This is a genomic window from Vibrio sp. HENC-03 (assembly GCF_000305755.2).
Taxonomy (GTDB): Bacteria; Pseudomonadota; Gammaproteobacteria; order Enterobacterales; family Vibrionaceae; genus Vibrio; species Vibrio owensii.
The window spans coordinates 40,413-55,151 of sequence record NZ_JH976125.1 but is presented as its reverse complement, the minus strand read 5'-3'; the positions used below and the strand labels follow the sequence as shown (position 1 = coordinate 55,151).

13 protein-coding genes are annotated in these 14,739 nt (G+C 45.0%); 11 read left to right on the top strand and 2 right to left on the bottom strand.

The features are described 5' to 3' along the window. Positions 1-99: 99 nt before the first annotated feature. The 3 genes from VCHENC03_RS08235 to VCHENC03_RS08245 all read left to right on the top strand — a co-directional run bounded on the left by VCHENC03_RS08235 (position 100) and on the right by VCHENC03_RS08245 (position 3,198). Positions 100-1,692, top strand: coding sequence for a L,D-transpeptidase family protein (locus VCHENC03_RS08235; RefSeq protein WP_032802896.1), 1,593 nt, complete (start codon positions 100-102; stop codon positions 1,690-1,692). Between the two features lie 170 nt (positions 1,693-1,862). After that, on the top strand, positions 1,863-2,411 hold the full coding sequence (locus VCHENC03_RS08240; protein ID WP_009706886.1) for a DUF882 domain-containing protein: 549 nt from the start codon (positions 1,863-1,865) through the stop codon (positions 2,409-2,411). Between the two features lie 130 nt (positions 2,412-2,541). Next, positions 2,542-3,198, top strand: a complete 657-nt coding sequence (locus tag VCHENC03_RS08245) for an MBL fold metallo-hydrolase (protein WP_005430620.1) — start codon at positions 2,542-2,544, stop codon at positions 3,196-3,198. Between the two features lie 12 nt (positions 3,199-3,210). On the opposite strand, the gene VCHENC03_RS08250 is transcribed toward VCHENC03_RS08245, so the two are convergent. Continuing rightward, positions 3,211-3,879, bottom strand: coding sequence for a DUF2982 domain-containing protein (locus tag VCHENC03_RS08250; RefSeq protein WP_009706885.1), 669 nt, complete (start codon positions 3,877-3,879; stop codon positions 3,211-3,213). Between the two features lie 271 nt (positions 3,880-4,150). On the opposite strand from VCHENC03_RS08250, the gene VCHENC03_RS08255 reads away from it, so the two are divergent. From VCHENC03_RS08255 to VCHENC03_RS08280, 6 genes are all read left to right on the top strand, one after another. After that, positions 4,151-4,513: a hypothetical protein gene (locus VCHENC03_RS08255; RefSeq protein ID WP_005438876.1), complete on the top strand. Its 363-nt coding sequence runs from the start codon at positions 4,151-4,153 to the stop codon at positions 4,511-4,513. Between the two features lie 415 nt (positions 4,514-4,928). Next, entirely contained in the window at positions 4,929-6,023 is a 1,095-nt protein-coding gene (locus VCHENC03_RS08260) for a TRAP transporter substrate-binding protein (protein WP_009706884.1), read from the top strand. 131 nt (positions 6,024-6,154) lie between these two features. After that, a complete protein-coding gene (locus VCHENC03_RS08265) occupies positions 6,155-6,694 on the top strand; it encodes a TRAP transporter small permease subunit (RefSeq protein WP_009706883.1) in 540 nt (179 codons plus the stop codon). Positions 6,695-6,706: 12 nt separating this feature from the next. Next, on the top strand, positions 6,707-7,993 hold the full coding sequence (locus tag VCHENC03_RS08270; RefSeq protein ID WP_005438870.1) for a TRAP transporter large permease: 1,287 nt from the start codon (positions 6,707-6,709) through the stop codon (positions 7,991-7,993). 116 nt (positions 7,994-8,109) lie between these two features. Then, on the top strand, positions 8,110-9,465 hold the full coding sequence (locus tag VCHENC03_RS08275; protein WP_009706882.1) for a cache domain-containing protein: 1,356 nt from the start codon (positions 8,110-8,112) through the stop codon (positions 9,463-9,465). Then, entirely contained in the window at positions 9,458-10,096 is a 639-nt protein-coding gene (locus VCHENC03_RS08280; protein WP_009706881.1) for a response regulator, read from the top strand. The genes VCHENC03_RS08275 and VCHENC03_RS08280 overlap by 8 nt, the downstream gene beginning before the upstream one ends. Positions 10,097-10,146: 50 nt before the next feature. Here the strand turns inward: VCHENC03_RS08280 and cosR are convergent, their stop codons facing one another. Next, on the bottom strand, positions 10,147-10,623 hold the full coding sequence (gene cosR / locus VCHENC03_RS08285; RefSeq protein ID WP_005438864.1) for a MarR family transcriptional regulator CosR: 477 nt from the start codon (positions 10,621-10,623) through the stop codon (positions 10,147-10,149). A 396-nt stretch (positions 10,624-11,019) separates the two neighbouring features. On the opposite strand from cosR, the gene VCHENC03_RS08290 reads away from it, so the two are divergent. Then, entirely contained in the window at positions 11,020-12,591 is a 1,572-nt protein-coding gene (locus VCHENC03_RS08290; protein ID WP_009706880.1) for a BCCT family transporter, read from the top strand. Positions 12,592-12,818: 227 nt separating this feature from the next. Beyond that, positions 12,819-14,702 carry a methyl-accepting chemotaxis protein gene (locus tag VCHENC03_RS08295; RefSeq protein ID WP_009706879.1) on the top strand — a complete coding sequence of 628 codons (1,884 nt, stop codon included), beginning with the start codon at positions 12,819-12,821 and terminating at the stop codon, positions 14,700-14,702. Positions 14,703-14,739 lie beyond the last annotated feature (37 nt).

The window sequence follows — 14,739 nt, the reverse complement described above, 5'->3', positions numbered from 1 at the left end:
TCATCGAGTAAGCACTTATTGAGAATTTTGTTGTCGTTTTCGTCTTCAGATTCTTAATTTTAAAGCTGCAACCCGTGAGATATTTGCCATACTTTTTTTATGGCATGTAACGGAAGGATCGTTTCAGTGATTGCTAGACTCCTAATGATAACGGCACTTTTGGTGCCGTTTTGCAGCTTTTCAACAGTAGTTTCTCTCGATGCTTCTGCACAAACAGAGCAAGAGGGGGCGGTTGATCAGCTGTCTGTAGAAAAAATGATCCATTACCCAGATGTAATTGATCAACTGTATCAAAGCACTAATTATCGCTTGAACTGGGAAAACGAAAGCGATGTAGAACAACTCCTTTTTCAGCTTAAGCTCGTTGCATTAGCAGATGTGACTCAAGAGTTTGACAACCAACTGCGCCGCATAGAACAAGTGCGTGAACAAGGCGACAAGCTTGATTTCGATCTTGTAATGAGTGACTCACTGCTCATGTATCTTTCGTACCTAGAGCAGGTTCCAGCAGAGGGCATCAATTGGTTATTTGCGAACAAAGGTAATGTTAGCTTCCCTGCGCCGAGTATTGAGACGCTCTCGTTACTGAGTAATGAAATCACAGTCGGAAAGTTAGACGAGTTTCTTGCTGAGTTGCGCTCACCTTTGCAAATGGACGAATCGTTCAATACAGCGTATGCATCTTTGTCGACTTACGCTAAGTTTGAGTTCCCTCTTTATCAACAAGATCAACGCTTAGCCCGAGTAGGGGATGAGTTGTTTGATAAAGCCAGCATGATTGCTCGAATGCAGATTGTGGGTGTTGATGTTGGGCATTTGGATACTGAAACCACACTCTATGATGAAAACCTAGAGTTAGCAGTGATGGAGTTCCAACGTATTCATGGCTTGAAACAAGACGGCATCATCGGTCCAAATACCATTCGTTGGATTAACTTCTCACCACAGCAACGTTTGCACTCATTAGCCTTAAACGCCGAGCGTTCCCGTATTTGGGCAAAAGAGCGCGACAACGTGGTATTCGTAAACGTTCCCGGATATGAAGTGACTTACTGGCATGATGGACAGCCGCTGTTTGAATCTAAAGTTGTCGTAGGGAAAGCATCACGTAAAACGCCAATCATGACAGGGACATTAGACTCAGTGATCTTAAACCCTACTTGGAATGTGCCGTGGAAGATCATGGTGAAAGACATCATTCCAAAGGTGAAACGCAATCCGATGTATCTGATGCAACACAACATCCAGATTATTCGCTCTTGGACATCGCGCGAGATCATTGATCCAACAACCATCAACTGGGCTACCGTGAACCCAAGAACTTTCCCATATCGTATGAGACAGTCATCTGGTTCACACAATGCTTTAGGTCTGTATAAGTTCAACATGCCGAACCCACAAGCGATCTACTTGCACGACACACCAAGTAAAAACCTGTTCAATCAAGATCGTCGAGCGTTCAGTTCTGGTTGCGTTCGTGTCGAGCATGCTGACCAATTGGCGGAGTTACTCTTCAAGACTCAAGGTCTGGAAGAAAGGCTAGCGAAGAAGCGTCAAAATGGTCGTCGTTCTAACACCTCAGTACCGCTTAGTGAACGAATTCAAGTGCATATCATCTATCAAACCGCATGGTTAGAAGAGGGCACCTTGTACTACCGTGATGATATTTATCAATACGATGATCAAGGGTGAGATTCGTTCTCAATTTAAAAAAATTTACAATTGATAAAATCTGTTTTCTGTTCAATAAGTAAACAGAAAAACTAGCCTAAAAACGACAAGCCGGACCGATTTATGCATTTGACGCGTTAAATTGGTTTCGGTAATGTCCGCTGCTCGTACAGTAATTGAGCAGTATTTTCATGGTAAGTCGTAATTTTTCCCGTCGTGATTTTCTTAAAATGACCGCTGGTGGTGTCGTTGTTGCTTCAGCAATGCCAAGCATGTCTTGGGCATCTCTGCCTGATGAACCTCGTGTGCTCGCGATGAATAATCTCAATACTGGTGAGCTATTGGAGTCGTGCTACTTCAATGGAACAAATTATGTCGACGAAGAACTGAAGCGTCTTGAGCAGTTTTGTCGTGATCATCGCCGTAATGAAGTTCATCCAATGGACCGACGTCTGTTCGATCAAATCAGCCAAATCCAAAAGTTGATTGGCACGGAAGCAGAGGTGATTGTGATCTCTGGTTACCGCTCTCCATTGACTAACGCATCATTGCGTAATGGTTCTTCAGGTGTGGCGAAAAAGAGCATGCACATGGAAGGAAAGGCGATTGATTTCCGTTTAGATGGCGTGAAGCTTTCAACGGTTCGAGATGCGGCATTAAGCCTAAAAGCCGGTGGTGTGGGTTATTATCCACGTAGTAACTTTGTTCATATCGATACGGGTGCTGTTCGTTCTTGGTAGTGTCAAGTTGAGACAGGGTTCCTCGTCTCAGAACGTCGCCTATTCCCCATGGTACAAAGCTTGAAGTCACTAGGGCTTAGTGTCATAGTTGCGGCAGTTTTCATGCAAATTTATTCGGTATAGGTTATCTATGGCTCTGAAATACCAAGTTGTTCCAGTAACATCTTTCTCTCAAAACTGTTCTATCGTCTGGTGTGACGAAACCATGAAAGGCATTGTGGTTGATCCAGGTGGTGATGAAAAGCAACTCGCAATGCTAATCAAAGAACTGGGTGTTGAAGTAGTAAACCTAGTGCTAACACACGGCCACTTGGACCACGTTGGTGGTACAGAGCCACTGTCTGCACTGTTAGGTGGTACTGAGATTGTCGGCCCTCACAAGGCAGATAACTTCTGGTTGCAAGGTTTAGAAGGCCAAAGCCAAATGTTTGGTTTCCCACTGACTGAAGCGTTTGAACCGCATCAGTGGTTAAATGAAGGTGACAAGGTCACTTTTGGTAATCAAACCCTAAACGTGATTCACACTCCGGGCCATACACCGGGTCACGTAGTGCTTTACAGCGAAGAAGCACGCTTGGCGTTTGTCGGCGACGTTCTGTTTAACGGTAGCGTTGGTCGTACAGACTTCCCACAAGGTGATTTCAACACGCTGATTAGCTCGATCAAAGAGAAGCTATGGCCGCTTGGCAACGATGTTACTTTCGTACCTGGTCATGGTCCACAATCGACATTTGGCCACGAGCGCAAAACTAACCCGTTCGTTGCTGACGAAATGCCGCTTTACTAAGGCGTCTCTGAATTAAGCATCTGGCTCGGCGGCTGCTAGGTAACGTCGAGCCAATCCCACAAACTCTTCCGCTTCTCTATCCAAATCACTGGCTGAGATAAACACGTCGTAGCCATAAAACTGTCTTTGATATTTCATTCTGTTCGCTAGCATCGCTTGTAGGCCTTCATAGTGCATCCCCTCTTTATTGATGTAAGGAGCAGGGTCTAACACCATGTCTTCAAACTTTGTTTCGCAATTATTTTGTCTTGCTCCTAAATAAAGCAGGGCTCTTTGCCCAAGCAAGATTTCTGTCGCGATACGTGGACAAATCGCGTTGAGATAAGGTGAGTAATGCTTCAACCGAATCCCTATCCAAGGAAGGGGTTGGTGCCAGCCTTCTTGTTCGTATGTGCAAATGCCGATGGAGTCGATATCTTTCCAACGTACCACCCAACCGCCTTTAAAGAGGTGTTGTTGAAAGTGGGAGGCGGTAAGGGTGAAGGAGACTTGGCTCTTTTTTATCATGATGATGGCGAAACCAACGATGATGGCCATCAGTACGACCGACAACATCGCTTGTTTCCATCCCGGCGCAATCAAAACCAGAAACATGGTGATGGTGACGACCATAAACATGATCAGTTTGTTGATGGGGGAGTCGGATTTGAAATGTGAGTTACTTAGATGCAGCGTTTCCATGCTTTCAACCTCAATGAACAATGGCGTTGAGACACATGTTTCTTGATATTCACTTGTTTGCCTATCAAGAACAAAGAACCTCTGTTTTTATACCCAGTATTCAATAAATCCGTTCACAATTTATCTGATTAAATAGTAGACGTTCTATGCAGTGAGCGCATTTTTCATCGCGTTTCGCCGCTAAAACCTACAAATCGCTGATGAATTTTGGTATAAAACGCGCTTCAAATTTTCATCCCTGCTGAGATGCAGTGAACTGGAGAAATATTCAATGAGACTTGCTCATAAGCGTAAAGTGCAGATGAAACTGCAAAAACGCATTAAAGCGACAGTAGCAAACGTAGCTGCGGCACCAAAAGCGGCAAAACCTGTTGCTGAGAAAGCAGTAGCTGAGAAGAAAGTAGCTGCAGCGAAAACTGTTGAGGTTGCACTAACTCCTAAGCAACAACAAGTTCTAGATATCGTTGTAGCAAATGCTGAAGGTATCAACCCTAAAGGTATTGGTCTAGCTGCAGGTCAAGAAGACACTAAAGCGGCATCATGGGCTACTGGCGCACTGAAGAAGCTTCTTGAAGAAAACCTAGTTCAAAAAGAGCAGTTAGCAGGTAACAAAGTTATCTATAAAGCAGTTTAATTACCGCTGTAATTCTGTTTGTTAATTGAATACCTCGACTCCAGTCGGGGTATTTTTTTGCCCAAAAAACGCTTTTCGCTCATTTCTAACTGAGTATTCTAACTATACAATTCCGTCATTTGTCACATTTTGTTAAATACTGTGTAAATTCTTTCGCAGTCAACTACGTACGTGCTTTATCAGATTTTGGTGATATGGCTTATCAGTTAACTATCTGAATAATAAAAACTCCTGCAATTTGATATTAAAAAGATTACGTATAACTACGTAATACTAATGGCTAAGGCTCGCGTTTAAGTGCATTTTTGTTGCGTGTTCATGCCCATTTCTTAGTTCCATGTAATGTCCCATCTTCTATAGCGAATCCTTATGTAATGGATGACAACAATAACCTTGGTGACAAAGGACGTGAACGATGAGTCTTATCCAAAAATCTCTGAAACGAGTGCTCAAGGCGACAGCAATGGTCGCGACGATGGCATTCGTAGCAACTTCTGCTCATGCTGCTGATGACAAAGTATACCGCCTCAAACTCGCGGAGACGTGGGGGCCAAACTTCCCTATCTTTGGTGACGCAACAAAGAACATGGCAAAAATGGCGGAAGAAATGTCAAACGGACGCTTACAAATCCGCATTGACTCTGCAAACAAACACAAAGCACCACTTGGTGTATTTGATATGGTGAAATCCGGTCAATACGATATGGGTCACTCGGCTTCTTACTATTGGAAAGGTAAAGTACCAAACACCCTTTACTTTACCTCTATGCCTTTCGGTATGTTGCCAACAGAACAATACGCATGGTTCTACTACGGTGGCGGTATGGAGTTGATGGAAAAAGTTTACTCCCCGCACAATCTATTATCTTTCCCTGGTGGTAACACGGATACCCAAATGGGTGGCTGGTTCCAGAAAGAAATCAAATCAGTCGATGACCTACAAGGTCTGAAAATGCGTATTCCGGGCTTCGCAGGTGAAATCCTTGCTGAGCTAGGTGCGAAGCCAACTAACATTGCACCGGGCGAACTATACACCTCGCTTGAGCGTCGTACGATTGATGCATTGGAGTGGGTAGGTCCTTCTCTTGATTTACGTATGGGCTTCCACAAAATTGCGCCTTACTACTACACAGGTTGGCATGAGCCGGGTACTGAGCTGCAGTTCCTAGTGAACAAGCGTACTTGGGAACGTCTACCTGATGATTTGAAAGCGATTCTTCAAGTGGCGATGAAAGCTGCCGCGTACGACATGTACACTCAGTCTAAGCACGAAAGTGGTAAGAACTGGGCATCAATTCAATCAGAATACCCTGATGTTCAAGTAAAAGACTTCCCACCTGAAGTTATTTCAGCGCTACGTGAAGCGAACGAACGTCTACTTAAACAGCACGCAGAAAAAGATGCGCTAGCGAGAGAGATTCAAGAATCTCAAGCAAGCTACATCGAGCAAGTGCGTCCTTGGTCTGATATCTCACACCGAGCTTACCTAAACAGCCAAGCTCAGCAATAACTTCGACATGCTGGCTAGTTCGAACGATTTAGTCAGCAAAAGAAGCCCAAGAAAAACTTCTCTTAGAGAAGACTATAACAAGTGCTCCGCGAACCAGCGGAGCCAATCCCACACGTTCCATGGAGTTCGGAATGAGAAGCCTTATTTATATTGAGCGAATCTTTAACCGCTTCGGTGATTTTCTGGGGTGGTTATCCAGCATCCTATTTATTTTGTTATTAGCGAACGTGGTGTACGACGTTGTTATGCGCTACGTGTTTAATGACGTATCTATCGCCTTCCAAGAAATGGAGTGGCATCTATTTTCCGCTGTGTTTTTATTGGGTGTGCCATACGCGATTAAATCCGGTGGTCACGTTCGAGTCGACATTTTCTATGAGCGCTTATCGTATAAAGCGCAATCCATCATCGATATCTTAGGCACGTTACTTTTTCTTTTCCCATTCTGCCTATTGGTTGCTTGGTTCGGTATCGATTTTGCCAAGGAGAGTTACGCTCTCGGAGAAACGTCTGGAGACCCTGGTGGTTTACCATATCGATGGATCATAAAAGCCATGATTCCGCTCTCATTCTTGTTTATGGCGATCAGTGGCATGGGCTTACTGCTTCACTCCATCAATAAAATTGTTAACCCTCATCTTATCTATGCCGGTAACAACGGTAAGTCGTAAAAGGAAGTCAGCATGATCGGTATAGTGATGTTTTTTGTAGCGCTGTTTGCGTTACTACTCGGTTTCCCTGTTGCCTTTACCTTTGGCGGCATTGCATTAATTTTCGGCGTATGGGCAGAAGGCATTGAGATGTTTGCATTCATGCCATATCGCATTCAATCCATCATGGAAAACACGGTATTAATGGCAGTACCACTGTTTGTCTTCATGGGGTTGGTTTTACAAAAGACCCGATTGGCTGAGCAGTTGCTTGAGTCGATGGGGCGTTTGTTTGGTGGTATTCGTGGCGGTATCGCTATCTCAACGGTTTTGGTTGGTGCGCTGCTTGCGGCCTCAACGGGCGTGGTTGGTGCATCTGTAGTGGCAATGGGGTTGATCTCTTTGCCAGTGATGCTCAAGTACAACTACGACAAAGGTTTGGCATGCGGCACTATTTGTGCGTCAGGCACGCTTGGGCAAATCATTCCGCCTTCTATTGTTCTAATTCTTCTTGGTGATGTGCTGGGGGTTCCAGTCGGAGACCTTTTCCAAGCCGCGGTTTGGCCGGGTTTAATGTTGGTTGGTGCGTACGTTATCTATATTTTGATTTACGCTAAGCTCAACCCAGAGGCAGCTCAACCTATCGAACGTGATGAATCCATCAGCCGCAAGGAAGAGGTGATTACCGCGCTCAAAGCCGTTTTGCCACCTTTAGCGCTGATCATTGTGGTTTTGGGCTCTATCTTTGCTGGTATTGCTACTCCGACCGAATCAGCGGCGCTAGGCGGTGCTGGTGCGATTGTTCTTTCGCTACTTTACAAACAGTTCAGCTGGTCAATGGTGTACGAAGCCTCAAAAGAGACGGTAAAAGTCACAGCGATGGTTTTCGCGATTCTACTTGGTGCAACGGCATTCTCGATGGCATTTACCTACACGGGCGGTGACTACTTGGTAGAAGAGTGGATGCTAGAGCTTCCGGGCGAGAAGTGGGGCTTTTTGATCATTACCATGTTGGTGATTCTTATTCTCGGTTTCTTTATCGACTTTGTAGAGATCTGTTTCATCATCGTGCCGATCATTGCGCCTGTGGCTGAGTTAATGGGTATCAACATGACGTGGTTTGCGATTTTGATTGCCATGAACCTACAAACCTCATTCCTCACGCCACCATTTGGATTTAGCTTGTTCTATTTGAAAGGTGTAGCACCAACGGGTGTGACAACTCGTGATATCTATCGAGGCGTTATGCCATTTATCGCGATTCAAATCGTGGTTCTGGCTTCCCTGTTGTTCTTCCCTGGCTTTTACGGCATGTCATAAAAGCCATGATGTCATCGGTGAACGAAGTTTTTGTGACCTGAGAGTTTTTACCTTTTGAGACAAGTTGTTAAGCTGATTAGTTATTAAGCTAATCAGCGTTTCATTGGAGGAAAGGGATGCCTCTCAAAGCCAAATTAATCTTGCTGGCATTGATCCCAGTGGTGTTGGTATCAGCAAGCATCAGTTGGATTTCCATCTACCAAGCGAAAACGTTGGGTCAACGCGAAGTGGAGATCTTTCACCAAAGTCTGATCCAATCAAAAGAAGTGGCATTGAAAGATACCGTTGATCTGGCTTTCGATGCGATTTCTCATATCTATAACGACTCTACTATCGACGAGCATGTTGCCAAAGAACGTGTAAAAGCCATTCTGAACCGCCTTCGATATGGCTCAGATGGTTATTTCTTTGCTTACGATAAACACGGCACGAATTTAGTCCATCCGATATTGCCTGATCTCGTGGGGCAGAACTTACTTCACATTCAAGATGAAAACGGCGATCACCTGATTGAGGCGTTACTTTATCAAGCCCAACTCGGCGGCGGTTTCCACCAATACCTTTGGCAAAAGCCCTCCACAGGTGAAGTCGTGCCTAAATTAAGCTACGCGGCATGGCTTGATAAGTGGGATTGGATGATTGGCACGGGGTTGTACATAGAGGACGTGAGCCGTGAAGTAGCCAACATGCGTGCGGCGGTGAATCAGAATATCGAAACGACTTTCTTTACCGTTGTTGTGATTTTGGTTGTGACGGTCGCCGTGATCATTGTTTTAACCCTCGCTATCAACCTCCATGAACATCGCTTAGCGGATAAAAACCTTAAAGAACTGGCGCACAAAACGGTGATGTTCCAAGAAGATGAGAAAAAGCACCTAGCGAGAGAGCTGCATGATGGTATCAATCAGTTGTTGGTTTCAAGTAAATGCCATCTTGATTTGATGGGGCATCGTATTGAAGATGAAAAGCTTAAATCCCACCTCGACAAATCACAGCGCTCGTTGATCACCGCAATTAATGAAGTGCGTCATATCTCCCATCAACTTCGCCCGAGCGCCTTGGATGACATCGGCCTAGAGGCGGCGCTTTCTACGTTATTGCAGGACTTTCATTCCCATTCTGGTATGGACATCGACAGCCATTTCGATACTGGGCTGGTTAAGCTGAAATCGGAAGTGGCGACCACGTTATATCGCGTCGCTCAGGAATCGTTGAATAATATTGAAAAGCACGCCAAGGCAAAAAAGGTCACCGTTATTTTGCAAAAAATGGGCAATATGCTGCAATTACTGATACGGGACGATGGTATTGGCTTTTTGGTTAATCAATCGGTACACCGCCAAGGGATTGGTCTGCGTAACATGCGTGAGCGTGTCGAGTTTATTGGCGGTGAGTTTGAATTGATGAGCGAACCAGGGTTGGGGACGGAGATCACCGTATTGTTAGATTTGGATGGATTAGTTTATGGATAAACCAATTAGTGTGGTGATTGTGGACGATCATCAGGTTGTACTGGATGGGTTTATGGCACGTTTGGAATTGGAACCTGACATTGATGTGATCGGCACTGCAAGCAATGGGCTTGAGGCTATCGAAGTGTCAAAAGTGCTCAACCCGGATGTCATCTTAATGGATATCAGCATGCCTATTATGAATGGGATAGAAGCCACCGGCGTGATAAAGGAAGAACGCCCGGAAAGTAAAATTCTGATGCTGACTATGCATGACAATCGCGAGTACATCATGAAGGTGATGCAAGCCGGAGCGGTCGGTTATATGTTGAAAGAAATCTCAGCCGACAAGATGGTTCAAGCGATCAAAACCGTGAATCAAGGTTCGACGTATTTTTGTGAATCTGTCACCCAAACACTGTTTACTCAAGATGTTGTACCTGCGGCACAAAAGCCCAATCCACTGAGTCGCCGCGAAGAAGCGGTACTTAAATTAGTCGCACAGGGGAATAGTAGTAAAAAGATTGCTACGCTTTTGGATATCAGTTATCGAACGGTGGAAACGCATCGTCACAACATCAAACACAAGCTGGACTTACATTCGACCGCTGAGCTAGCGAAATATGCGTTTGAAACAGGATTGATTGAGTAAGAGGGCAGTAGCGCTCATCACGGGTGGGAGTCATGAGCGCACAGAGAAGCTTATTCTGGTTTGGTGATGCTACCTAGTTCAAGCATTGGCGCAACATCGATGTCTTCTGCGTTCATCATGGTAGAGATGCGCTGAACAGAAGATAGCAGCAAGCTTTGTTCCCACTCTTCAAGCTTTTGGAAGCGACTGATGAAGTGCTCTTGCAATGGCGTCGGAGCTTGTTTAAGCGCTTCTTGGCCTTTTTCCGTCAAGACAGCATGAACTTTACGTTTGTCTTCTACGCTACGGCGTCGTTCGACAAGTTGATTGCGCTCTAAACGGTCAAGGATAGTCGTAGCCGTTGCCTGACTCATGTTGGTATGGCTAGACAATTGCTTGATAGTGACATTATCAAGTTCACTAATAGCACGCATTAGAATCAGCTGAGGAGCCGTCAAACCAGACTCTTTGCTCAACTTCTTTGAATGTAAATCAATAGCGCGGATGATCTGACGAATCGAGACCAAGACTTCTTCGTACTTTTCCAATTTCGTAATCCAGTCATTAAGGGATCATGTAACGAGGCGACACTAACTCAAAAGCGTTGTTATTAAAAGGGCTTAGTTAGGGATCGCGACACCAATTTTCAATTATTTGCCTTGGCTCTCCTTATTGTTTTTAAGGGTATTCGGCGGGTAAAAAAGTAACGGCTAAAATTATTATAGTAATAAATGTTTGTGGTCTAATTATTGTCGTGGTTGTTTTCGCTTTTTTTGGTGGATTTTTCTGATTGAAAAGTAAGTTATTGGATTTTTTATCAGCAAAAGATAGACAAAAACGCCTCAAATGGTAGGATCTTCCACTTTCATGGAAAATAAAATGTATCGTGTTCGAATGAATTTTTGGTTTGCTGCCGAAAAACTAGAACACAAAAGAGAGGAACAATGACAAAAGGTATAGATAAGTACAGTATCGACAGTACCGACTATACGGTTGGTCAAGACAACGTCCAGAAATGGGGTTTTGACGTACATAATCCTGTTTTTGGTATTAGTGCTGGTTTCATTGCACTATTTCTAATTGCTGCACTTGTACTAGATGCACACACCGCGAAAGCGGCATTGGATGGCCTTAAGTGGAAGATCATCGGTTCTTTCGACTGGCTGTTCATCCTTTCAGGCAACATCTTCGTAATCTTCTGTTTAGCTTTGATTGTGTCACCAATGGGCAAGATTCGCCTTGGTGGTAAAGATGCGGTTGCCGATTACTCGTTCGTATCTTGGTTGGCGATGTTGTTCGCAGCAGGTATGGGTATCGGTCTGATGTTCTGGAGTGTGGCAGAACCAGTAGCTTACTTCACTGGTTGGTATGAAACTCCGCTAGGCGTAGAAGCAAATACCCCAGAGGCTGCAAAGCTTGCACTGGGCGCGACAATGTTCCACTGGGGTCTACACCCATGGGCAATCTACGGTGTCGTAGCACTTTCATTAGCTTTCTTTACTTACAACAAAGGCCTTCCGCTTTCTATGCGTTCGATCTTCTACCCATTGTTGGGCGATCGCGCGTGGGGCTGGGCAGGTCATATTGTTGATATCCTTGCAGTACTAGCAACGCTATTTGGTCTTGCAACGTCTCTAGGTCTTGGTGCACAACAAGCAGCGAGTGGTATTCACCACGTGTTTGGTGTGGAGCCGGGTCTAGGCCTACAGATCGTCGTTATTACGATTGTGACGTTACTTGCGGTTGTTTCGGTAATCCGTGGTATCGATGGCGGTGTAAAGGTCATCAGTAATATCAACATGGTTATTGCGTTCCTACTGCTTATCCTTGTTGGTTTGATTGGTTGGGCAGTGAGCTTAGGTTCAATTCCTACCACCTTTATGGCGTACATAGAAAACTTGGTTCCACTGAGCAACCCGTTTGGTCGTACTGACGAAGCTTGGTTCCAAGGTTGGACAGTATTCTACTGGGCTTGGTGGATTTCATGGTCACCATTCGTAGGTATGTTCATCGCTCGCGTATCTCGCGGCCGTACAGTTCGTGAATTCATCACAGCGGTATTGATTGTTCCTACAGCGGTTACTCTAGTTTGGATGTCAGTATTCGGTGGTCTAGCTATCGATCAAGTGATAAACAATGTGGGTGAGCTAGGTGCAAACGGTCTAACTGACGTATCACTAGCGATGTTCCAAATGTTTGATGTTCTGCCATTCGGTAACATGCTGTCTATCATTGCTGTTGTGTTGGTATTGGTATTCTTCATCACTTCATCGGACTCTGGCTCACTGGTTATCGACAGTATTACTGCTGGTGGTAAAGTGGATGCGCCAGTTCTACAACGTGTATTCTGGGCATTTATGGAAGGTGCGATTGCGGTGGCACTATTGTGGATTGGTGGTTCAGAAGCGGTTCAAGCGCTGCAAGCTGGTGCTATCTCTACCGCGTTACCATTCACATTCGTATTGCTTGCAATGTGTGTCAGCCTATTGATGGGTATGAGAACAGAACGTCAATAATTGATGTGATTTATAAATATCGTTAAATATTAATGAGTTAAAAAGCCAGCGGAATGCTGGCTTTTTTTGTGCGATTTTTCTGACGCTTGCCAAAAAAATGACGAGGTAAATTCTTTATTTTACAACAGGTTATTGTCTTAATTTTGTGAATAATCTTCGTGATTACTTTGTCAGAAATGTGTAATATTCAGCCACCTTAACTGTTCTCCCAACCTCTTATAATAATTATGAAATTATCATTAAAACAAAAGCTAATTGGCGCAAGCCTATCTGCTGTTGTAGTGATGGCAACAGCACTGACTTGGCTGTCGGCTGGTCAATTGTTTGATCAGACGCGTTCAGGTGTCTATTCACGAGCACAAAGCCTAAGTAACGCAGCATCAGAAGGTATTTCTGACTGGGTTGCGATTCGCAAAGACATTGCAACGGCTTTCAACGACTACTCAACAGAGCAAGACGTGGTGCCTTTCTTACAACAAGCGCGCAAAGCGGGGGGCTTTGACGATATCTTCCTAGGTACTCCGGAAGGTGGCATGTACCGTTCTCATCCAGAACGTAACCGTGCAGACTATGATCCTCGTACTCGCCCTTGGTACAAAGATGCAAATGCAGCAGGTAAGCAGATCATCACTGAAGCTTACCAAGATGCGATCACTAACGCGCTACTGGTAACCATTGCAGAACCTGTAATGAAAAACGGTAAGTTTGTTGGTGTTGTTGGTGCTGACGTTCTGATTGATCAGTTGATCAATGACGTTATCAGCTTAGATGCGGGTGAAAATGCGCACGCAATGCTGATCGATATGAATGACGGAACTTTCCTTGCACATCCAAACAAAAGCTTAACGCTTAAGCCAATCACTGACCTATCTAAAGAATTTACGAAAGATTCTATTGAGCGTGCAGCAAACACGGGTTCAATTGAAACGGCAACCATTCAGGGCAAAGATAAGCTTTATTACTTCAGTAAAGTACCTGGTACAAACTGGATGTTCGCGATTGAAATGGACCGCGCAACAGAAGAAGCAAGCCACGCGCAACTGCTACGTGAAATGCTGATTACTGCGGTACTGATTACGATCGTGGTGATTGTGGCCGTATCTTGGCTAGTGGGCTTCTTGTTCCGCGACCTTGGCCGAGTATCACAAGCTCTTGAAGAGATTGCATCGGGTGAAGGTGACCTAACGCAACGTCTTGAACCACGCAGTGATGATGAAGTCGGTAAACTGGCAGACAACTTCAACCGCTTTGTGGGCAATATGCACACGATGGTCACCAAGTTAAGCCATGTTTCATCGGCACTTTCTGAGCAAGCACGTACAACGGCTCAACAAGCTGAAGAGCGTAGTCAGCGTATTTCGTACCAGCAAGACGAAATCAACATGGTCGCGACGGCTGTTAACGAAATGGCAGCAGCGACACAAGAGATTGCAGGCAACGCAGACAACACAGCATCAAGCTCTGAAGAAGCGGTTCAAGCATGTGTTCACGGTTCTGGCCAAGTGACTCAAACGCAAGGTTCTATCCAAAACCTAGCGCAAGAAGTACAAGTAGCAACCAACGTGATCCAAGAGCTAGAAGCACACGGTAACGCAATCAACACCATTCTTTCGACTATCCAAGGCATTGCAGAGCAAACTAACCTACTAGCACTAAACGCAGCTATCGAAGCGGCGCGTGCAGGTGAGCAGGGTCGTGGTTTTGCTGTAGTTGCGGATGAAGTTCGTGTTCTGAGCCAACGTACTCATGCTTCTACTCAAGAGATTCAAGAAACGATTGAGATGCTACAAGGCACAACAGCGAAAGCGGTCGGCATTATGGACGACAGTCGTCGTCTAGCAGACACCAGTGTTGATGATGCAAACTCAGCAGCAGTAAGCCTTACTCAAATTCACTCAGCGGTAGAGCGTATCAGCGATATGGCAACGCAAATTGCGTCTGCAGCGGAAGAGCAAGCGTCTGTGACAACAGAAATCACTCGTAACACTGAAGGCATTCGTGACGTGTCTAACGAGCTTTCTGTTGAAGCGCACCAAGCAGCAGAGCAAGCGGCGCATCTGTCAGAGCTTTCTTACGAGCTAGAGCAAGAGATCAAACGCTTCAAGCTGTAAGCTGAGAATGTTAGCTAAGCGCTGATATTCGCGTTTA

Bases quoted from the DNA above. Each gene is read 5' to 3' on its own strand.
- VCHENC03_RS08235 (WP_032802896.1), top strand. From the start codon at position 100: ATGGCATGTAACGGAAGGATCGTTTCAGTGATTGCTAGACTCCTAATG.
- VCHENC03_RS08240 (WP_009706886.1), top strand. From the start codon at position 1,863: ATGGTAAGTCGTAATTTTTCCCGTCGTGATTTTCTTAAAATGACCGCT.
- VCHENC03_RS08245 (WP_005430620.1), top strand. From the start codon at position 2,542: ATGGCTCTGAAATACCAAGTTGTTCCAGTAACATCTTTCTCTCAAAAC.
- VCHENC03_RS08250 (WP_009706885.1), bottom strand. From the start codon at position 3,879: ATGGAAACGCTGCATCTAAGTAACTCACATTTCAAATCCGACTCCCCC.
- VCHENC03_RS08255 (WP_005438876.1), top strand. From the start codon at position 4,151: ATGAGACTTGCTCATAAGCGTAAAGTGCAGATGAAACTGCAAAAACGC.
- VCHENC03_RS08260 (WP_009706884.1), top strand. From the start codon at position 4,929: ATGAGTCTTATCCAAAAATCTCTGAAACGAGTGCTCAAGGCGACAGCA.
- VCHENC03_RS08265 (WP_009706883.1), top strand. From the start codon at position 6,155: ATGAGAAGCCTTATTTATATTGAGCGAATCTTTAACCGCTTCGGTGAT.
- VCHENC03_RS08270 (WP_005438870.1), top strand. From the start codon at position 6,707: ATGATCGGTATAGTGATGTTTTTTGTAGCGCTGTTTGCGTTACTACTC.
- VCHENC03_RS08275 (WP_009706882.1), top strand. From the start codon at position 8,110: ATGCCTCTCAAAGCCAAATTAATCTTGCTGGCATTGATCCCAGTGGTG.
- VCHENC03_RS08280 (WP_009706881.1), top strand. From the start codon at position 9,458: ATGGATAAACCAATTAGTGTGGTGATTGTGGACGATCATCAGGTTGTA.
- VCHENC03_RS08290 (WP_009706880.1), top strand. From the start codon at position 11,020: ATGACAAAAGGTATAGATAAGTACAGTATCGACAGTACCGACTATACG.
- VCHENC03_RS08295 (WP_009706879.1), top strand. From the start codon at position 12,819: ATGAAATTATCATTAAAACAAAAGCTAATTGGCGCAAGCCTATCTGCT.